At 72.0% G+C, this 17,484-nt stretch carries 15 protein-coding genes; 6 read left to right on the forward strand and 9 right to left on the reverse strand.

All coding sequences use genetic code 11. The features are described from left to right. The first annotated feature begins 4 nt into the window (after nucleotides 1-4). Entirely contained in the window at nucleotides 5-343 is a 339-nt protein-coding gene (locus tag ACQ614_RS21475; RefSeq protein WP_431680120.1) for a hypothetical protein, read from the forward strand. Between the two features lie 85 nt (nucleotides 344-428). Here ACQ614_RS21475 and ACQ614_RS21480 read toward each other — a convergent pair whose 3' ends face one another. The 3 genes from ACQ614_RS21480 to ACQ614_RS21490 form a co-directional block, all read right to left on the reverse strand. Continuing rightward, nucleotides 429-1,340 carry a hypothetical protein gene (locus tag ACQ614_RS21480; RefSeq protein ID WP_431680121.1) on the reverse strand — a complete coding sequence of 304 codons (912 nt, stop codon included), beginning with the start codon at nucleotides 1,338-1,340 and terminating at the stop codon, nucleotides 429-431. Between the two features lie 525 nt (nucleotides 1,341-1,865). Further along, nucleotides 1,866-3,086: an acetyl-CoA C-acetyltransferase gene (locus tag ACQ614_RS21485; RefSeq protein WP_431680122.1), complete on the reverse strand. Its 1,221-nt coding sequence runs from the start codon at nucleotides 3,084-3,086 to the stop codon at nucleotides 1,866-1,868. Between the two features lie 82 nt (nucleotides 3,087-3,168). Then, nucleotides 3,169-4,245 (reverse strand): SGNH/GDSL hydrolase family protein, encoded by a 1,077-nt coding sequence (locus ACQ614_RS21490; protein ID WP_431680123.1) that lies wholly within the window; start codon nucleotides 4,243-4,245, stop codon nucleotides 3,169-3,171. Nucleotides 4,246-4,387: 142 nt separating this feature from the next. Between ACQ614_RS21490 and ACQ614_RS21495 the strand changes: the two genes are divergently transcribed. The 3 genes from ACQ614_RS21495 (at nucleotide 4,388) to ACQ614_RS21505 (ending at nucleotide 8,120) form a co-directional block, all read left to right on the forward strand. After that, complete coding sequence (locus tag ACQ614_RS21495; RefSeq protein WP_363495917.1) at nucleotides 4,388-5,788, forward strand: cystathionine beta-synthase; 1,401 nt, start codon at nucleotides 4,388-4,390, stop codon at nucleotides 5,786-5,788. 472 nt (nucleotides 5,789-6,260) lie between these two features. Beyond that, nucleotides 6,261-6,587, forward strand: a complete 327-nt coding sequence (locus ACQ614_RS21500; RefSeq protein WP_363495920.1) for a hypothetical protein — start codon at nucleotides 6,261-6,263, stop codon at nucleotides 6,585-6,587. A 243-nt stretch (nucleotides 6,588-6,830) separates the two neighbouring features. After that, nucleotides 6,831-8,120 (forward strand): Ig-like domain-containing protein, encoded by a 1,290-nt coding sequence (locus tag ACQ614_RS21505; RefSeq protein WP_431680125.1) that lies wholly within the window; start codon nucleotides 6,831-6,833, stop codon nucleotides 8,118-8,120. Between the two features lie 47 nt (nucleotides 8,121-8,167). On the opposite strand, the gene ACQ614_RS21510 is transcribed toward ACQ614_RS21505, so the two are convergent. Continuing rightward, nucleotides 8,168-8,656, reverse strand: coding sequence for a DUF4304 domain-containing protein (locus ACQ614_RS21510; RefSeq protein WP_431680127.1), 489 nt, complete (start codon nucleotides 8,654-8,656; stop codon nucleotides 8,168-8,170). A gap of 131 nt (nucleotides 8,657-8,787) precedes the next feature. On the opposite strand from ACQ614_RS21510, the gene ACQ614_RS21515 reads away from it, so the two are divergent. Then, nucleotides 8,788-9,591 (forward strand): Ku protein, encoded by an 804-nt coding sequence (locus ACQ614_RS21515; RefSeq protein WP_431680128.1) that lies wholly within the window; start codon nucleotides 8,788-8,790, stop codon nucleotides 9,589-9,591. Nucleotides 9,592-9,629: 38 nt separating this feature from the next. On the opposite strand, the gene ACQ614_RS21520 is transcribed toward ACQ614_RS21515, so the two are convergent. Continuing rightward, nucleotides 9,630-10,082, reverse strand: coding sequence for a DUF4304 domain-containing protein (locus tag ACQ614_RS21520; RefSeq protein WP_431680130.1), 453 nt, complete (start codon nucleotides 10,080-10,082; stop codon nucleotides 9,630-9,632). Between the two features lie 102 nt (nucleotides 10,083-10,184). On the opposite strand from ACQ614_RS21520, the gene ACQ614_RS21525 reads away from it, so the two are divergent. Beyond that, nucleotides 10,185-11,633: a recombinase family protein gene (locus ACQ614_RS21525; RefSeq protein ID WP_431680131.1), complete on the forward strand. Its 1,449-nt coding sequence runs from the start codon at nucleotides 10,185-10,187 to the stop codon at nucleotides 11,631-11,633. Nucleotides 11,634-12,297: 664 nt separating this feature from the next. Here the strand turns inward: ACQ614_RS21525 and ACQ614_RS21530 are convergent. From ACQ614_RS21530 to ACQ614_RS21545, 4 genes are all read right to left on the reverse strand, one after another. Continuing rightward, the gene (locus tag ACQ614_RS21530) at nucleotides 12,298-13,773 is read right to left on the reverse strand and encodes an ATP-binding protein (protein WP_431683984.1); all 1,476 of its coding nucleotides are present in this window, start codon (nucleotides 13,771-13,773) and stop codon (nucleotides 12,298-12,300) included. 2 nt (nucleotides 13,774-13,775) lie between these two features. After that, nucleotides 13,776-14,630: a bifunctional DNA primase/polymerase gene (locus tag ACQ614_RS21535; RefSeq protein ID WP_431680132.1), complete on the reverse strand. Its 855-nt coding sequence runs from the start codon at nucleotides 14,628-14,630 to the stop codon at nucleotides 13,776-13,778. Between the two features lie 230 nt (nucleotides 14,631-14,860). Continuing rightward, nucleotides 14,861-17,095, reverse strand: coding sequence for an FtsK/SpoIIIE domain-containing protein (locus ACQ614_RS21540; protein WP_431680134.1), 2,235 nt, complete (start codon nucleotides 17,093-17,095; stop codon nucleotides 14,861-14,863). Nucleotides 17,096-17,107: 12 nt separating this feature from the next. Then, nucleotides 17,108-17,482, reverse strand: a complete 375-nt coding sequence (locus tag ACQ614_RS21545; protein WP_431680135.1) for a hypothetical protein — start codon at nucleotides 17,480-17,482, stop codon at nucleotides 17,108-17,110. Nucleotides 17,483-17,484 lie beyond the last annotated feature (2 nt).

The following is a 17,484-nucleotide window of genomic DNA, read 5'->3' on the forward strand; positions in this document are numbered from 1 at the left end:
CTGCATGTCCGAAGCGCACCCGCCGTCCGCCGCCGCCCTGGTCGAAGCCGTCGACCGCCTCGCGGACCGGTTCCGTTCGATGTCGCAGAGCCGGCTGCTCGGCGCGGTGCCCGGCCACCCGTCCCGTGCCGGGGCCGCGCTGGCGCTGGTCCGCACCCTCGCCTCGACGGCACTGGAGCTGGAGGGCGAGCCGCCGCGCGAGGTCCCGGACGCTGGCGCCTTCGCCGTGGGGGACCAGCTCTCGGTCACCGGGCACGACCTGGTGATCGCCGCGCAGGACCGCCCGGAGGCACTCGCCGAGGCCCTGGCCGCCGTCCTGGAGGCCGAGCGGCTCACCGCCTGAGGCGCCACACGCCGAGGGCCGGTCGGGCGCGCAACCCCGGGGCCGCCCGACCGGCCCTCGGCCGGTGTTCACGTCTGCAGGTGGTTCAGATGCTCGCGACCACGCGGTCGGCGAGCACGTAGACCGCTTCGTCGTCGGTGGAGAAGGTCAGCGAGTAGGAGCCGGAGAAGCACGAGCCGCCGAGCAGGCGGACGTCCTCGCCGGCCTGGACGGCGTCGATCAGCCGGTAGGCCGCCTCGCGGTCGCCCGGGGCCACGCAGAGGGTGGTGCCGTCGGCGAAGGCGTACACGTCCAGGGTGCCCAGCGGGCCGGGGCGGACGTCGGTGAGGGCGATCTTCTCGTCGGCCAGGACGGCGAGCCGGGTATCGGTCCACTCCCGGGACGGGGTCTGGCTCGGCACGAAGTCCGGGTGCGAGGGGTGGCGGCGCGGGTCCGGGGCGGGGGCGGGCTCGGGCTCGGCGTCCAGCAGTCCGGCCTCCAGGCCGGTCGCGATCAGGTCCGCCTCGCGGCGGGCGCGGGCGTCACCGGTGGCCTCGGCCGGCAGCGGGATACCGCCCTGCGAGGGGTGTCCGGGGCGGACGCCGCCCTCCGGGCCGCCGTCCTTGATGATGTCCTCGAGCGCATGGCGCAGCGCCTCGCCGAATCCCGGGTCCATCGTCCCGGCATTGTCGGCGGCGGTCTCCGGGCCGGTCGGCCGGGGGAAGAACAGCGGCCACTCCTCGCCGACGCTCAGGAACGGTCCGTCGAACAGCGGGGCGTCCTCCGCGGCGCGCGCCTCCTGCTCGGCCCAGAACGCCCGGGCCTCGGTGATCTCCCGTTCCCGGTCCGCCGCAAGTGCCTCGGTGACCGCCCGTCGTATCGACGCCTCGTCGAGAACGGCCTGGGCGGAGTTGGCGTGCCGGTCGTCCAAACGGCGCGCGAGCGCCCGGATCTGGACCAGCACGGTGGCGGCGACGACGATCAGGATCAGCAGCAGGGAGATGTAGACGACGCTCACGGAATGTACTCCTTGCGAGGAGTGGAACGGGGTTGCACGTCCACATTGCCGTATGCGGGCCGGTTACTGCAGTGGTGGATGTCCCATTTATCGCGAACTTCCTCACTTGTCCCCAAATTGTTAGGTACAACCCGTCTACGCAGCGCAGTCAGGCCATTCCGCTCCGTCGACGAAACGGCCCGGAAATGAAAAATCGAGGGCCGGATCACGTTTCGAGTGTGATCCGGCCCTCAATTACGGAGTGTCACTCCGAACGGGTGGTTCCGGGCGCCCCGTACGGCGTGTCGCGCACGCGCTCAGGCCCCGCTGCGACTCGGCTCAGCCGCTCGTGTCCGTGGTCGCGCCGAGCTTCGCCTGCGCTGCGGGCGGATGCCGCCTCCCTCGTGCCTCGGTCGGCGACCTCCACCCTTCGCTGCGGCTCAGCTCAGCCGCTCGTGTCCGTGGTCGCGCCGAGCTTCGCCTGCGCTGCGGGCGGATGCCGCCTCCCTCGTGCCTCGGTCGGCGACCTCCACCCTTCGCTGCGGCTCAGCTCAGCCGCTCGATGACCATCGCCATGCCCTGGCCGCCGCCGACGCACATGGTCTCCAGGCCGAACTGCTTGTCGTGCCACTGCAGGGAGTTGATCAGGGTGGTGGTGATGCGGGCGCCGGTCATGCCGAAGGGGTGGCCGATCGCGATGGCGCCGCCGTTGACGTTGAGGCGGTCGATGTCGATGCCGAGGTCGCGGTAGGACGGGATCACCTGGGCGGCGAACGCCTCGTTGATCTCGACCAGGTCGATGTCGCCGATGGTCATGCCGGCGCGGGCGAGGGCCTGCCTGGTGGCCTCGACCGGGCCGTAGCCCATGATCTCGGGGGAGAGGCCGCTGACGCCGGTGGAGACGACCCGGGCGAGCGGGGTGATGCCGAGCTCGCGGGCCTTGGTGTCGGACATGATCACCAGGGCGGCGGCGCCGTCGTTCAGCGGGCAGCAGTTGCCGGCGGTCACGGTGCCGTCGGGGCGGAAGACCGGCTTGAGGCCGGAGACGGCGTCCAGGGTGACGCCGGCGCGCGGGCCGTCGTCCTGGGAGACGACGGTGCCGTCCGGGGTGGTGACCGGGGTGATCTCGCGCTGCCAGAAGCCCGCCGCGATGGCCTTCTCGGCGAGGTTCTGCGAGCGGACGCCGAACTCGTCCTGGTCGGCGCGGGTGATGCCCTTGAGCGCGGCGAGGTTCTCCGCGGTCTGGCCCATGGCGATGTACGCGTCGGGGACCAGGCCGTCCTCGCGCGGGTCGTGCCACTCGCCGCCGCCCTCGGCGGCGCGCTTGGCGGTGCGGGCCTGCGCGTCGTCGAAGAGCGGGTTGGGGGTGTTCGGCATGCCGTCCGAGGTGCCGTTGATGCTGCGGGAGACGGTCTCGACGCCGGCCGAGACGAAGATGTCGCCCTCGCCGGCCTTGATCGCGTGCAGCGCCATGCGGGTGGTCTGCAGCGAGGAGGCGCAGTAGCGGGTGATGGTGGTGCCGGGCAGGTAGTCCATGCCCATCTGCACCGCGACGATCCGGCCGAGGTTGTGGCCCTGCTCGCCGCCGGGCAGGCCGCAGCCGAGCATCAGGTCGTCGATCTGGCGCGGGTCGAGCTCGGGCACCTTGGCGAGGGCGGCCGCGATGATCTGCGACGTGAGGTCGTCCGGGCGGACGTCCTTCAGCGAGCCCTTGAAGGCCCGGCCGATCGGCGAACGGGCGGCGCTGACGATGACGGCTTCGGGCATGGTGGGCTCCTCGCTGAGTGACCGGCTAGCGAGTATTCACTTGAGGGCGCGTATCTGCCCCCAATGACACTCGGGAGGAAAATTACCGCTTGGTAGTCCCGGCGTCACCCGGTCCCGGGTGTGAGCTGGCCGACGCTGCCTCCGGCTCGGGCGTGCCGGGCAGCCCCAGCCGCAGCCGGTGCCGCAGCAGCGCCCAGCGCCTGGCCGCCGCCTCCGGCCCGGCCGCCGCCACCTCGGTGCCGGAACGGCCCGCCGCGGCCGCCGCGGCCACCTCGACCGGCAGCACCGCCTGGGCCGGCGGCTCGGCCGCGGTGTCCTCCTCCTGCGGCCACAGGTCCATCGCCGCGCACAGCGAGGGCAGCATCGCCATCGCCGCGGTCGCGTACCCCTGGGCCGAGGGGTGGTAGCGGTCGGCCGCGAACATCTCCGGCCGGGCGGCGAACTCCGGCCCCAGCAGCGAGCCCAGCGACACCGTCCGGCCGCCCGCCTCCACCACCGCGATGGTCTGCGCCGCGGCCAGCTGCCGGCTCAGCCGCCGGGCCACCCAGCGCAGCGGCGGCCGCACCGGCTTGATCGTGCCGAGATCCGGGCAGGTGCCGACCACCACCTCGCAGCCGGTGGACCGCAGGATCCGCACCGCGTCACCCAGCTGACGGACGCACTGCGCCGCCGGGCTGTGCCGGGTCACGTCGTTGGCGCCGATCATGATCACGGCCAGCGAGGGGCGGTGCGGCAGCGCCAGCGCCGCCTGGTCCACCAGGTCCGCCGAGCGGGCGCCCGACTTCGCCACGTTCACCAGCCGCACCCGGCGCTCGGCCACCGACGCCAGCCCCGAGGCCAGCAGCGCCCCCGGGGTCTCGCGGCCCCGGTGCACCCCCAGCCCCGCCGCCGTCGAGTCGCCCAGGAAGGCCAGCACCAGCGGCGGCTCGTCCGAGGCGGCGGCGATCGTCCCCGCATCGGTGAAGGCATCGCCGTACACCCCGTCCGAGCGCGGCGGATCGCCGTCCAGCAGGCCGATCGCCCGGATGGCCAGCCGGCTCTCGGTCAGCAGCAGCCCGGCCAGTCCCACGCCCAGCAAGCCGATCCCGCCACCGCCGTACGCGGCCGCCGTGGCGATCCGGCGGGCCACCCGGGCCCTCGACGCCTGTGCCCCTGGCATCCTGCACCCCCTTGTGCGGTCTCCAGAGTCGTTGTACCCGTACTACCCCTCCCGGCGGTGCCGCTATCGGCGGCCGTCGGCCATCCGTGGCCATACCCTTTAGACACCCACAGTCACACGCGCCACTATCGGGAGGATCCCCGTGCGGTACAGCAATTCGATCATCGAGCTGGTCGGCAACACGCCCCTGGTGAAGCTCACCAAGGTCACCGAGGGCATCAGCGCCACCGTTCTGGCGAAGGTCGAGTACTTCAACCCCGGCGGCAGTGTGAAGGACCGGATCGCGCTGCGCATGGTCGAGGCCGCGGAGGCCTCGGGCGCGCTCAAGCCCGGCGGCACCATCGTGGAGCCGACCTCCGGCAACACCGGTGTCGGCCTGGCGATCGTGGCCCAGCAGAAGGGCTACAAGTGCATCTTCGTCTGCCCGGACAAGGTGTCCACCGACAAGATCAACACGCTGCGCGCGTACGGCGCCGAGGTGGTCGTCTGCCCGACCGCGGTCGCCCCGGAGCACCCGGACTCCTACTACAACGTCTCCGACCGCCTGGTGCGCGAGACCCCGAACGCCTGGAAGCCGGACCAGTACTCCAACCCGGACAACCCCGCCTCGCACTACCACTCGACCGGCCCGGAGCTGTGGGAGCAGACCGACGGGAAGATCACCCACTTCGTCGCGGGCGTGGGCACCGGCGGCACCATCTCCGGCACCGGCCGCTACCTCAAGGACGTCTCCGGCGGCAAGGTGCAGGTCGTCGGCGCCGACCCGGAGGGCTCGGTGTACTCCGGCGGCACCGGCCGCCCGTACCTGGTCGAGGGCGTCGGCGAGGACTTCTGGCCGACCGCCTACGACCGCACCGTCGCGGACGAGATCGTGGCCGTCTCGGACAAGGACTCCTTCCAGATGACCCGCCGCCTCGCCAAGGAGGAGGGCCTGCTGGTCGGCGGCTCCTGCGGCATGGCCGTGGTCGCCGCCCTGGAGGTCGCCAAGCGGCTCGGCCCGGACGACGTCGTGGTCGTGCTGCTGCCGGACGGCGGCCGCGGCTACCTCTCCAAGATCTTCAACGACGACTGGATGGCCGACTACGGCTTCCTGCCGACCGCCACCGACGAGGCGCACATCGGCGAGGTGCTCGCCCGCAAGGACGCCATCGAGCACGAGGGCATCCCGCAGTTCGTCCACATGCACCCCAACGAGACCGTCGCCGAGGCCGTCCAGGTGCTGCGCGACTTCGGCGTCTCGCAGATGCCGATCGTCTCGCCCGGCGCCGGCCACCCGGACGTCATGGCCGGCGAGGTCATCGGCTCGATCGTCGAGCGGGAGCTGCTGGAGGGCCTCTTCGCGCAGAAGATCAAGCTCTCCGACACCCTCGACAAGGTGATGTCCAAGCCGCTGCCGGTGGTCGGCTCCGGCGAGTCGGTGACCAACCTGATGACCGTTCTGGAGAAGGCCGACGCCGTGGTGGTGCTGGTCGAGGGCAAGCCCCAGGGCATCGTCACCCGCCAGGACCTGCTGGCCTTCCTCGCCAGCCGGGTCGGCCACTGACCCGCAGTCGGCGGCCCGGCCGGGTGCACCGGCCGAAGGAGTGAAAGGGCGTCGTCCCACCAGTTGGTACACCGACGTCACATCGGCGCATCGGCCCGTTAACAACGGTCCTGCATCGTATTGGTCAACGGCAAGACGCCGAGCATGGTGGCAGCGGAGACCGGGAGCGGCTCCCCGGTACCGCAGTCACCACGGACACGTCGGTCGGCCCTGACCCGGCCCTCCGTGTCCCGCCCGCGGGGGTTGCCGTCGTCCCGCCCCTGTTCGGTCTCGACCGATCAACAGGGTGCGGCGGCCCCCGCGGCACCCATCGCGCCGAAAGGCGCGTCTCCGCGGGCTCCCGGGTGGGGGAGCCCCGGCGGAGGCGGGAGGGCCGGTCCCCAGCTCCTGGGGGCCGGCCCTTCCCGCTGTCCCGGCCCGGCTGCCCCGGCACGGTTTGGGTCCGATCGCCGGCTGACCTAGGCTCGCCGCCATGACCAGCACTGACCTGCCCGCGCAGGACGCACCGCGCTACGTACGACTGAAGATCGAACTCATCGCCGAGATCACCGACGAGCAGGCCCTCAAGGCCGCCGCCCTCGCCCGGGTCGAGAACGACGAGTACCTCGACGACGAGGAGCGCACCCAGTCCGTCGAGGCCATCGAGGTGGACCCGTCCGGCTCGCTCGCCCACTTCATCGACCCGGTGGCGCTGCTCGGCGACGTCCCGGGCATCGAGCTGACCTCCGCCACCTGGGAGTCCGCGCAGACCGAGTTCGATCCCGAGGACGAGAGCTGGGACGAGTACACCGTCGACTAGCCCTCGCTCGACGAGTCGGCGCCGGGCATCCCGGTGCCGACCGCCCGCCGGTGCGCTGCTGCGCTGCCCAGGCCCGGTCCGGACCCCTCCGGACCGGGCCTTTTGTCCGATATGGAGGTATGGCAAGTACTCTCGTACGGTCTGGAGTATGTGCGCCGAACGGGTGTATTCGCCCCGTTGTGCCGTGCTCACGATCCGTACCGGGCGCCCCGACCGCGCCGGCCTAGCAGCAGGGAGAACCACGTGACGGCACCCCAGAACCAGCAGTCCGGGCGCAGCAGCAGCTGGAGCCGGCGCGGTGTCCTCGCCGGCCTGCTCGCCGCACCCGCCTTGCTGGTCGCTGCCTGCGACGGCGACTCCGGCGGCAAGGGCGCCTCCGGCGCGGCCGGCTCCGGCGGGCCGTCCGATGGGCCGTCCGGCGGTGCCGGCACGACCGAGGGCGTCGGCACACCCAAGACCTCGGCCGCCCGAATAACCATCACCCCCGCCGACGGCAGCGCCACCGCGCCCTTCACCCGGCCGATCCGGGTCGCCGTCACCGGGGGCACGCTCTCCTCCGTCAACGCCACCGACGCCAAGGGCCGCCCGGTCGCCGGCACCCTCGCCGCCGACGGCCTCACCTGGTCCTCCACCGCCCCGCTCAGCAGCGGCACCAACTACGCCGTCGCCGCCGTCGCCACCGACGCGGACGCCCTGGAAGCCGCCGCACACGCCGAGTTCGCCACCGCCGCACCCGCCAACACCTTCGTCGGGCACTTCACCCCCGAGAACGGCGCCACCGTCGGTGTCGGCATGCCCGTCTCGATCAACTTCAGCCGGCCGATCACCAACCGCAAGGCCGTCCAGGACGCCATCACCGTCACCGCCGAACCCGGCGTCGAGATCGTCGGCCACTGGCTCTCCAGCACCCGCCTCGACTTCCGCCCCGAGCAGTACTGGGCCAAGGGCACGGTCGTGACACTCGGCCTGCGGCTCAAGGACGTCGAGGGCGCCAAGGGCGTCTACGGCACCCAGTCCAAGGACGTGCGCTTCACCGTCGGCCGCAGCCGCACCAGCGTCGCCGACCTCGCCGCCCACACCCTCACCGTCACCACCGACGGCGAGGTCACCGCCACCTACCCGATCATCGGCGGCTCCCCCGAGAACCGGACCTGGGGCGGCACGCTCGTCATCTCCGAGCAGTACCTGCAGACCAAGATGGACTCCCAGACCGTCGGCCTCGGCGACGAGTACAACATCCCCGACGTGCCGCACGCCCAGCGGCTCACCAGCTCCGGGACGTTCATCCACGGCAACTACTGGTCGCCGGGCCCGGCCTTTGGCGCCGAGAACCTCAGCCACGGCTGCATCGCCCTGCGCGACGTCAAGGGCGCCGGCGACCCGGGCACCGACGGCGCCGTCTTCTTCAAGGGCTCCATGGTCGGCGACGTCGTCGAGGTGGTGAACTCCGGCGACAAGACCGTCAACCCGGCCAACGGCCTCAACGGCTGGAACATGAGCTGGGCCGCCTGGAAGGCCGGCAGCGCCGTCTGACACCCACCCTCAACGGGAGCGGCGCCCACCACCGGCGGCGCTCCCGGTCATCCCGGGATCCCGTCCGCGGCGGGCGCCGCGAGCTGCGCCAGGCGGCGGCGGATCTCCGGGACGGCGGTGCCCGTCACCGCGGCGCACACGCTGTCCGCCGTGGCGGCCGTCTGCTCCGGGGTGTCACCCTCCCGCACCAGCCACCACGAATCCCGGGCGACCGCCATCAGGTGGCCGATCCGCACCGGCCGGAACGCAGGGCCGTAGGCGATCGTCGGGCCCGGCCGGGCCGGGGCCTCGGGGTGTGCCGCCCGGTACTCCTCCCACGCCGCGCGGCCGACCACCGAGACGTGGAAGGTGAACCGCACCGGCGCGCCGGCGCCGTGGCGCGAGGACCGGAAGCCCAACTGCACCCAGGCCCCGGCGTCCGGCAGTCGGAACCGCAGCCCCGACCCCTTCCAGCCGAGCGCCCGCAACCGCGGCGCGACCTCGTCCCGCAGCAGCACCCGGTACAGCTCCCGCGCCGTCCCCGCCGTCCCTGTCATGCGGGCAGCATCCCAGCCCGTGCCGACAGTGCCCCGCACAACTCCGGCCGCAACCGGCCGGGTCCGCGGCCGCTCGAACTCCGCGGGCCGCTGGGGCACGATGGGGTGCGGGGGGCGGAGGAGGCCACGCCATGACTCGCAGCACCTGGTCCGGGACGCTGACGTTCGGCCTCGTCAGCCTGCCCGTCAGCCTCTACGCCTCGACGCAGCAGGGCCGGCAGCACTTCCACGAGCTGGAACGGGCGACCGGCGCCCGCATCCGCTACCGGCGGGTGAGCTCGGCCACCGGGGAGCCGGTGCCGTACGAGGAGATCGTCAAGGGCGTCCAGCTGCCCGACGGCACGGGCCGCCAGTACGTGACCATCGAGCCCGCCGAGCTGGAGCAGAGCCTCCCCGAGCCGTCCAAGACCATCGAGGTCGCCGGATTCGTCCCCCTCGACCGGATCGACCCGGTGCACTACGACCGCAGCTACTACATGGGGCCCCGCTCGGCGGAGCACGGGCGCATCTACGAACTGCTGCACCAGGCGCTCGCGCAGTCCGACCGGGTGGCGATCGCCCGGTTCACCATGCGGGGCCGGCTCCACCTCGCCGTCGTCCGGGCGCGGCCCGACGTCCTGGTCGTGCACACCCTGCACTACGCCGCGGAACTCCGGGACCCCCTCACGACGGTCGACCACCTCCCGCAGGGCGTCGAACTCTCGCCGCAGGAGCTCACCGTCGCCGAGGAGTTCCTCACCCTGACGGAGACGGACTGGCAGCCGGAGCAGTACCGCGACCCCTACGAGGAGGCGGTGAAGGGACTGGTCGGCGCGAAGGCGGCCCGCGGGGAGATCGTGACCGCCCCCGAACCCATGCCCGTCGCGGAGATGGACGCGGCAGACCTGATCGAGCTGCTGGAACGGAGCATCGCCGAGGCGAGGACCGAGACCTAGGGTGCGCCTTACGGATCTTGTCGGACCGGACCGCGGCGTCAGGGTGCGTGCATCGCAAGGCGGCGGTGGATCTCGGGCATGGCGTGGTCGGTCACTGCGGCGACGACGCCGTCGGCGGTCCGGGCGATGCGGTCGCGGGGGCGGTCGGTGGAGATGTTCCACCAGGTGTCGCGGCCGGCCGCGAGCAGGTAGCCGATCCGTACCGGTGAGAGCTGCCGGCTGTAGTAGGTGGACGGGTTCGGTCGGGCCGGCAGTCCGGGGTGCTCCTCCCGGTACGAGTCCCACGCCCGTCGGCCGATCACCGAGATGTTGACCGTGAAGTCCAGGGAGTCCGCGGAGTTGAAGCGGGAGCCCTGGAAGCCCAGCTGCACCCAGGCCGCCGGGTCCGGCAGCTCGAAGCGCTGCCCGGATCCTTTCCAGCCGAGGGCCCGGAGCCGCGGGGCGATGCTGTCGCGCAGCATCGCCCGGTACAGCTCCTGGGCCGTCGTCACCGGAGGGTCAGCCCTCGGCCTTGGCGACGCCGATCGGGCAGGAGGCGCCGGTGCCGCCGAGACTGTTGCTATGTGACCCTTCCGACGGACATGATCTGAGGCATGTCGAGGCGAGCAGCGATCTACTGTCGAATCAGTCAGGACCGCGACGGGGCGGGGCTCGGCGTCGCCCGCCAGGAGGCCGACTGTCGAGCGCTCTGTGAGCGTAAGGGCTGGCAGGTCGTGGCGGTCTACCCGGACAACGACGTGAGCGCTTACAGCGGTGCTCCGCGCCCGAAGTGGCAAGAACTGCTTGAAGATGTTCGGGCGGGCGTGGTGGATGCGATCGTCTGCTGGCATGTGGATCGCCTCACCCGCTCGCCGCGCGAACTGGAAGATGTGATTGACCTTGCCGACCGGCACGGGGTCGAGCTGGCCACGGTCACCGGCGAGATTGACCTTGCGACGCCGACCGGTCGACTGATCGCCCGGATGCTGGGTGCCGCCGCGCGCCACGAGGCCGAGCACAAGGCCGAACGGCAGCGGCGCCAGCGGCGGCAAGCCGCAGAGGCAGGGAAGGTGGCTGGTGGCGGCACGCGGCCGTTTGGCTACGAGGACGACCGGATGACGATCCGCGAGGACGAGGCGGAAGTCGTACGAGAAGCGGCCCGCCGGGCGCTCGCACTGGAGTCTCTGGCGAGCATCTGCCGGGACTTCCACAAGCGGGGCGTGGTGACTACAGGAGGCAGGCCGTACACGGCCAGCAGCCTGCGGCGCCTCCTGGCATCAGCTCGGATCAGCGGCCGACGAGAGCACCGCCCCCGGAGTTCCTGGGAGACCACGCGGCCGCTGGTTGGCGAGATCGTGGCCGACGCGGTGTGGCCGGGGATCATCACGGCTGAAGACTCTGACAGGCTCCGCACCCTTCTCACTGAGCCCGGCCGGCGCACGTTCGACGGCAACGGTGCGCGCTCCTACCTCCTGACTGGCATCCTGCACTGCGCCAAACCCGCAGAGAACCATCGTGCTTGCGGTTGGCGGATGGTAGGGAGGCCCAGGTCGGGTGTGCGGCGGTACGTGTGCCCTAACACCCCGGGCGTCGCGAGTTGTGGCGGGACGGCGACCAATGCGGAGCGGACGGACAACCATGTCCGTGACATGGTGCTGGCTGCGCTCGCGTCCGAGCAGTTCTTGGCCCGGCTCAGTAAGCAAGAGCCGTCAATGGACGAGGAATTGCTGGCTGAGATCCGGGCTGATGAGGAGGAACTGGAGGAGCTGGCTGCTGACTTCGGCGCCCGGAGGATCAGCAGGGCCGAGTGGATGGCAGCGCGGACGCCCTTCGAGGAGCGGCTGACGGCCAACCGCGCACGGCTGGCGAGGATCTCGCCCCGATCGGCGCTGGCCGGGTTCCTGGGCAGCTACGAGGACATGCAAGAACGGTGGCAGCACAAGCTCAACGACTCGCAACGTCGAGCGATTGTCGCTGCCACCGTTCATCGGATCGACGTCCTACCGGCCAGCCCCCGCAAGAAGTGGGACCCGGACCGCTTCGTCTTCGACTGGGTGGTCTAGCGCCGCACTCCGCGGATGGCGGTTGGCTGACGCCTCCTCGGCTGCCTCGAAGATCCGCGCAACCCGTTCGATCACGGTGGGGTCTTGGATCGTGGGCGGCAGCCCTTGAGCTGCTCGTGATGCGGCGACTCTCTGCTGAAGCTCGCTCGGGACCAATCGCACTCCTGTGGTCGGGGAACGGTGGGTCTGGCGTCTTGCTGGGTGCCGGGCACTGGGCTTCTACGGCGTGGGGTGGTGGCTTTCTCGCCGTACGTGTGTGTCCTAGGCGCGGATTTCTGCGTCACCGCGTCATCAGCGTCATCCGGGCTTCTGACCTGCGGTTTTGGGTGTCGCAGCGGCCGGGGTCTGCGTCACCGGTGCGTCACCGGCTGCGTCACCGTGACGCAGCCGGTGACGCAGGTGACGCAGGATGACGCAGAGCCTGCCGTCTGCGTCACCCCCCAAAGCCGCAGTTCAGGGGCCGTTTTTCGGTGCGGGTGACGCAGGTGACGCAGCGTCTTCCTACTTAGGGAAAAAGAGGGGGTGTCTGTAGGTACTTGGGCGCCGCTCAGAGCGAAATGAGGAGCCGCTGCGCGGCGCGACCTTTGGGCGGCTTCGCCGAACAGCAAGAGGAGCACCCCGCTCGGCCGACGGTGCTCTTCTTGCTGTTCAGGCGGCGGCCCGGTCAGTGCAGCGGCGGCTGATCGTGCGGGGGCGTGGGGGCCGGTCGGGTCATTTCGAGGTAGCGCCCCTCTTTCGTCCGGCCCGACTCGATGAGCACCTGGCGGGCGGCCAGGGTGGGTTGGAGGCGTTTGAGCCGGTCGGAGAGGACTTTGCCGGTGGTCGGCCAGCCCTTGGGCAGGGCTCGCAGTTCGTCGCCCGCGTAGACGCGGCCCAGGCTCGCCAGCCACTCGGTGGAGGTCATGCGCTGCGCGGTGCCGGGTTCGATGGTCTCGGCGTGCTGCAGGACGGTCTGCGCGAGGAGGTCGCCCTCGATCACGTCGTCGTTCAGGTCGTCCAGGCTGGCCCGGTAGGCGGCCAGCGCCCCCAGGCCGGTCGCGGCGTCGAGCTGCGCGCACAGGTGGGCGAAGTCCGCCATCCGCAGGTCGGTCGGGGTCTCCGCCTCCACCGCCCGGACCTTCACCGTCAGGTCGAGCAGCGACCCGAGGACGACGGGCAGCACCTCGGCGTACTCCGCCCACAGCTCGGCCTCGGTGCGGCGGACGGCGGGCCGCTCCAGCCGCAGGGGCAGGAGGCGTTCGGCGAGGTCGGGGCGGATGACGCCGACGTCGATGCCGGTCAGCAGCATCGGGCGGCGGTAGCCGACCCGGAACACGTCGCCGTCGGTGAACAGGGCGCGCTTGACGCTTTCGGCCCCGGTCACGATGCAGCACATGGCATCCGACAGGTCGGGGGTCATGTGGGAGAGGTTGTCCAGGGCGGTGACCCATCCCGCCGCGACCGCCGCGATCAGGTTCTCCTCGTCCTTCGGCGCGCGGCGCAGGTCGCCGCTCATGCCCTCGACGATCCGGACCAGCATCCGGCCGGCGGTGGACTTGCCCGCACCCTGCGGGCCGGTGAGGAACGGGGCCGGGACCGGCACGGACGGACCGAGGCAGCCGATCAGCCACGCCATGGCCAGGCACTCGGAGCTGGCGTTCGCGAAGTTGCACAGCCGGAACAGCAGATCGATGCCCTTGCCGTCGGTGTCCTTCTCGGGCACCGGGAGTTCGCCGGTGAGCTGGGTGCGCCGCCAGCACACCTCCCGCGGGTCCGGGACGGCGAGGTCCCAGCCGGTGGGGTGGATCCGCACCGACAGGCCGTCGGCGCGGCCCAGGTCCAGCCACGTCGCCCCGCCGGACCCGGGGGCCACCCGGATGTGCACGGCCCGCACCTCCTCCGAGAGGGCGAGCGCCTCGATCAGGTCCAACGCCTCCTTCATGGCGGTGCCGTTGAACACCCCGACCCCGTCCCGGTACAGGTTGACCATGAGTTCCTGGCGGTGGCTGCCGGTCGTGCCCTGGGAACGGATCGGGCGGGCCACCGGGTGGCCGTTGCGCTGCGCGTACACGGTGCCGTCGGCGGTGCGGAAGTACCGGAAGTGGGCTTGGGCGTAGTCGGCGATGATCTCGCGGGCCGGGGTCTTCTCCTCGTCGGCCACGGTCACAGCCCCAACCTGGTCAGGGCGTTGGCCCACGCGTCCGCGCAGTGCCGGGCCGTCTCGCCCTTGGCCTGCGCGGCGGCGAACAGCCGGGCGGTGTGCGCCGAGGTGAGGCACCCGCACCGGCCGTGCGTCGACAAGACGGCGAGGAACGCCCCGAACACCGTGGCGTGCACGCCCCCGGACGCGTCGGTGATGCGCTGCTCGGCCATGGCGATGCCCCGCTCCAGGTAGGTCGGCGTGCGGTGCGGGCACCTGCCGCTCCCGGCCGGGGCGGGCACGGTGACGGCCGTCGGCCGGACCGGGGCGGGCTGCCTCACCACGAGGGCGCGGACGGCGTCCGGGAGGTCGGTGAGGGGGCCGGTGCCGGGGCCGAGCCACCGCGTGTAGGACATCAGCGACTTGACGTCCACGCCGGGCCGGACGGCGTTGGCAGAGGGCATGGCGCCCCGGTACAGCCAGTGCTCACCGCGGGTGGTCCGGACGGTCCGGGTGGCGGGCAGGTTCGCGCGCGCCCACTCGATGGCCTGCGCGTTGTCGAGGTCCACGACGGTCAGGCCCGCGGCGCCGGGGTGGTAGGCGACCGCCGCGGCCTCGCGCCAGGCTCGCGCCCACGCGGGCGCGTTGATGACCTGGGGGTCGGTGGTGGCGGCGGCCCAGCCGTGGCACGGGGCCGGGCAGGTGCAGGGGCCAGGGGTCTTCATGTTCGGCCGGCCGCCGCACGCGTTGCCGGTGCAGGCCGGGCAGTTTCCGAACGGCACCTTCCCGGCGCGCAACGGCAGCACGGGCACGCCGAACGGCGCCAGGGAGAGCGCCACGGGCAGGTGCTCTCCCCGGATCATGGTCGGTTGGGTCATGCTGGGTGTCTCCAGTTCTCTACGAGCGTGCTGGATAGGCGGCGGCCCCGGTTCTTGGCGGAAGGGGGCCGCCGTCGTCGTTCGTCCTGCTCTCGGCGCAGACCTTGTGCGACGGTCTGCGCTCGTCGTCCCGCAGCGGTGTGGGACGGCCGCACCAGCGACACGGCAGGGTGCGGGTGCGGTCGTAGTGCCGGGCATCGCGCCAGTCGAGGGCGGCCACGGCCGTTGCCCTACGTGAGGGGGAGGCCGTATTCGCCCGCGGTGCCGCGGACGAGGGTCTGGGCCTTCGCCATGCGCGAGCAGGTGTTCTCGATGGTCTTGCGGGTGACGCCGGTCATGGCGGTGATCTGGTCGAGGTGGAGGTACATGACCTCTTCACCGAGCGGGTCGCGGCACTCGCCGAGGACCGTGAGGATCTTCTCCTCGGCGGTGGGCTCCTTCACGGCGGTGCCGGTGGCCTGGCCCGGCACCCACGCCGTGCTGTTCTGGCCGGTGCCGACCGCGTCGGCGGGGGTCGCGGCGATCAGGTCCCGCTCCCCCCAGTCGGGGAAGTCGGCGGGGTGGAGGATCCGGTCCGGGTCGAACAGGCCGGCGGCGGACTCCAGGATCCAGGCCCGCATCATCTCCGCCCGCTCATCCGGGCCGACGACGTAGCCGACGCCGAACGTCCTGGACGGGTCGTCCTCGGGGATGTTCGGGTCATAGATCAGCGTGTCGTCGTCGCCGCCCCGCCAGAAGGCGGGGATCTTCGACGGGTCGATCGCGTCGAACGCATCCGGCAGGTCCAGGCGGTGCTTCTGCGCCCCGTCGGAGCGCAGGAGAACGAGCGCGCCGCCGTAGAACACGTTGTCCCGGATGGACGTGTCGCCGCCCATCTTGTCGAGGTTGATGATCTGGCCGCACAGCACCAGGCACATGCCCAGCGAACGGCCCTGCTCGGCGAGCGCCGCCACGATCATCGCGGCCTCCGCCAGGTGCGGGGACTTGTCGCTGAGCAGCTGCGCCATCTCGTCGAGGACGACGGCGATGAACGGCATGTCGTCGGTGGCCTGGAAGTTCTTCATCCGCAGGCTCTGGGACTGGCGGATGCGGTGCTGGAGGATCGCGTAGGCCAGCCGCAGAGCGCCCGTCGCCCCGTCGCGGCCGGTGCCGGCGTAGGCGGCCATGTCCTCCACGTCCGGGTTGGAGCTGCCCTTGGGGTCGGCGTAGATGATCGCGACCTTGTTGACGTGGTAGCTGAGGCAGATCAGCTGGAGGACGCCGCCCTTGCCGGAGCCGGTGACACCCGCGATGAGGACGTGCCGGGCGCCGCCCTTCTTGTCGTACAGCTGCACGCGGGCGGGGCGGCCGGACACGCCGGTGCCCAGCTGCACGAACCCGTTGGGGTTGGCGAGCAGGGCCAGCGCACCGGGCAGGGGCTTGCCGTCCTCCAGCGGGGAACGGTCCATCAGCCGCAGCTTGGCACGGCGCGGGTTCTGGGTCGGCTCGATGGAGACCAGCAGGGTCGTGGTGCGCAGGGCGCCGGCGATGCGGTGCGGCTCCGGCGCGGGGACGGTGTCGGTGTCCTCGTCCGCCACGACCCACGCGGCGACACCGCCGGTGGCCGGGTCCGGGGTGATGCTCTCCAGGTGGGTGCCGGGCATGCAGCCGCCCGGGCGGGCCACGCGCTTGCGCCACAGCTCCTCCAGCGCGCTGTACTGCCGCTCCTGGACGGGCGCGGCGGCCAGGCGCACGTGGATGTGCTTGGAGCTGGTGTGCGGGCCGTCGGTGATGTCCACCCATCCGGCCGGGATCCGGTACACCCCGGACACGGTCTCCGCGGTGACCGCGACCGGCCGGCCGGGCGGGGCCTCGATGATGCCCTCCCACGCCTCGGGTCCCTGTCCGGTGAGGATCAGGTGCTGGCCGGGGTGCGCGCCCCGTTCGCCGGAGATGTAGGCGTGCCAGCGCACGAGGATGTCGCTGACCGGCACCGCAGGCGTCGGGGCAGCGGCCGGGGCGGGCCGGGGCCGGGTGTTGCCGAGGACCTTCCGCAGGGAGAAGCCGACGAACCCGGCGGCGCCCCACCAGGCGACGGAGACCAGGCCGGACAGGGACGGCATGGTCATCCATCCGGCGACCAGGGCATCGATGCCAGGCAGGCCGTGCAGGGTTGCGGTCGCCGCGGCGGTCGCGGTGGCGATCGTGGAGACGAGGAACGGGCGGCGGTGCGCGGCGAGGATGTCCCCGCCGGGCACCACGGCCAGCGTCCGCTCGGACAGCAGGCCGACCGCGTTCGCACCCGCCACCATCGCCGGGGCGGCGAGGAACGTGGAGACGGTGGTGGCGGCCTGCGCGTCCAGGAACGGCATCATGCCCGCGCACACCAGCGGCGCGGCGATCTGCGCGATCGCGAACGTCTTCTCGGCGGACGGGCTCCCTATGGCCCCTGCGGGGGCGGTGGGGCTGGTCTGCTGGGTGGACATGATCGCGTTCTCCTATTCCTGGGCGTACCAGCCGGACGTGGCCATCCGGACGGGGGAGGTGTCGGCAGCTTCCTGGATGCCGTTGTGGAGGCGCACGGCCTCCTGCTCGGCGGCGGTGGCGGTGCGGGCGGCCTCGTCCGCGGTGGTGGCGTAGGCGAGGGCGGTGGTGGACAGGCCCTGCATGATCTGGGAGACCTCGCGAGTCTCGGCGATGGTCGCGGCGTCGACCTTGAGCGCGGCGATCTGCTCGGCGATGCGGCCGGTGTCCTTGGCCTCGTCGCCGAGGGCCTTGGCCATCGTCTGGTGCGCCTCGGTCGCCGCCCGGATGCTCTTGGCCAGGGCCCGGGTCTGGCGGCGCAGTTCGCGGTAGGTGAGTCCAGCAGCCATCG

This window comes from Kitasatospora dryopteridis (assembly GCF_050749075.1).
GTDB lineage: Bacteria > Actinomycetota > Actinomycetes > Streptomycetales > Streptomycetaceae > Kitasatospora.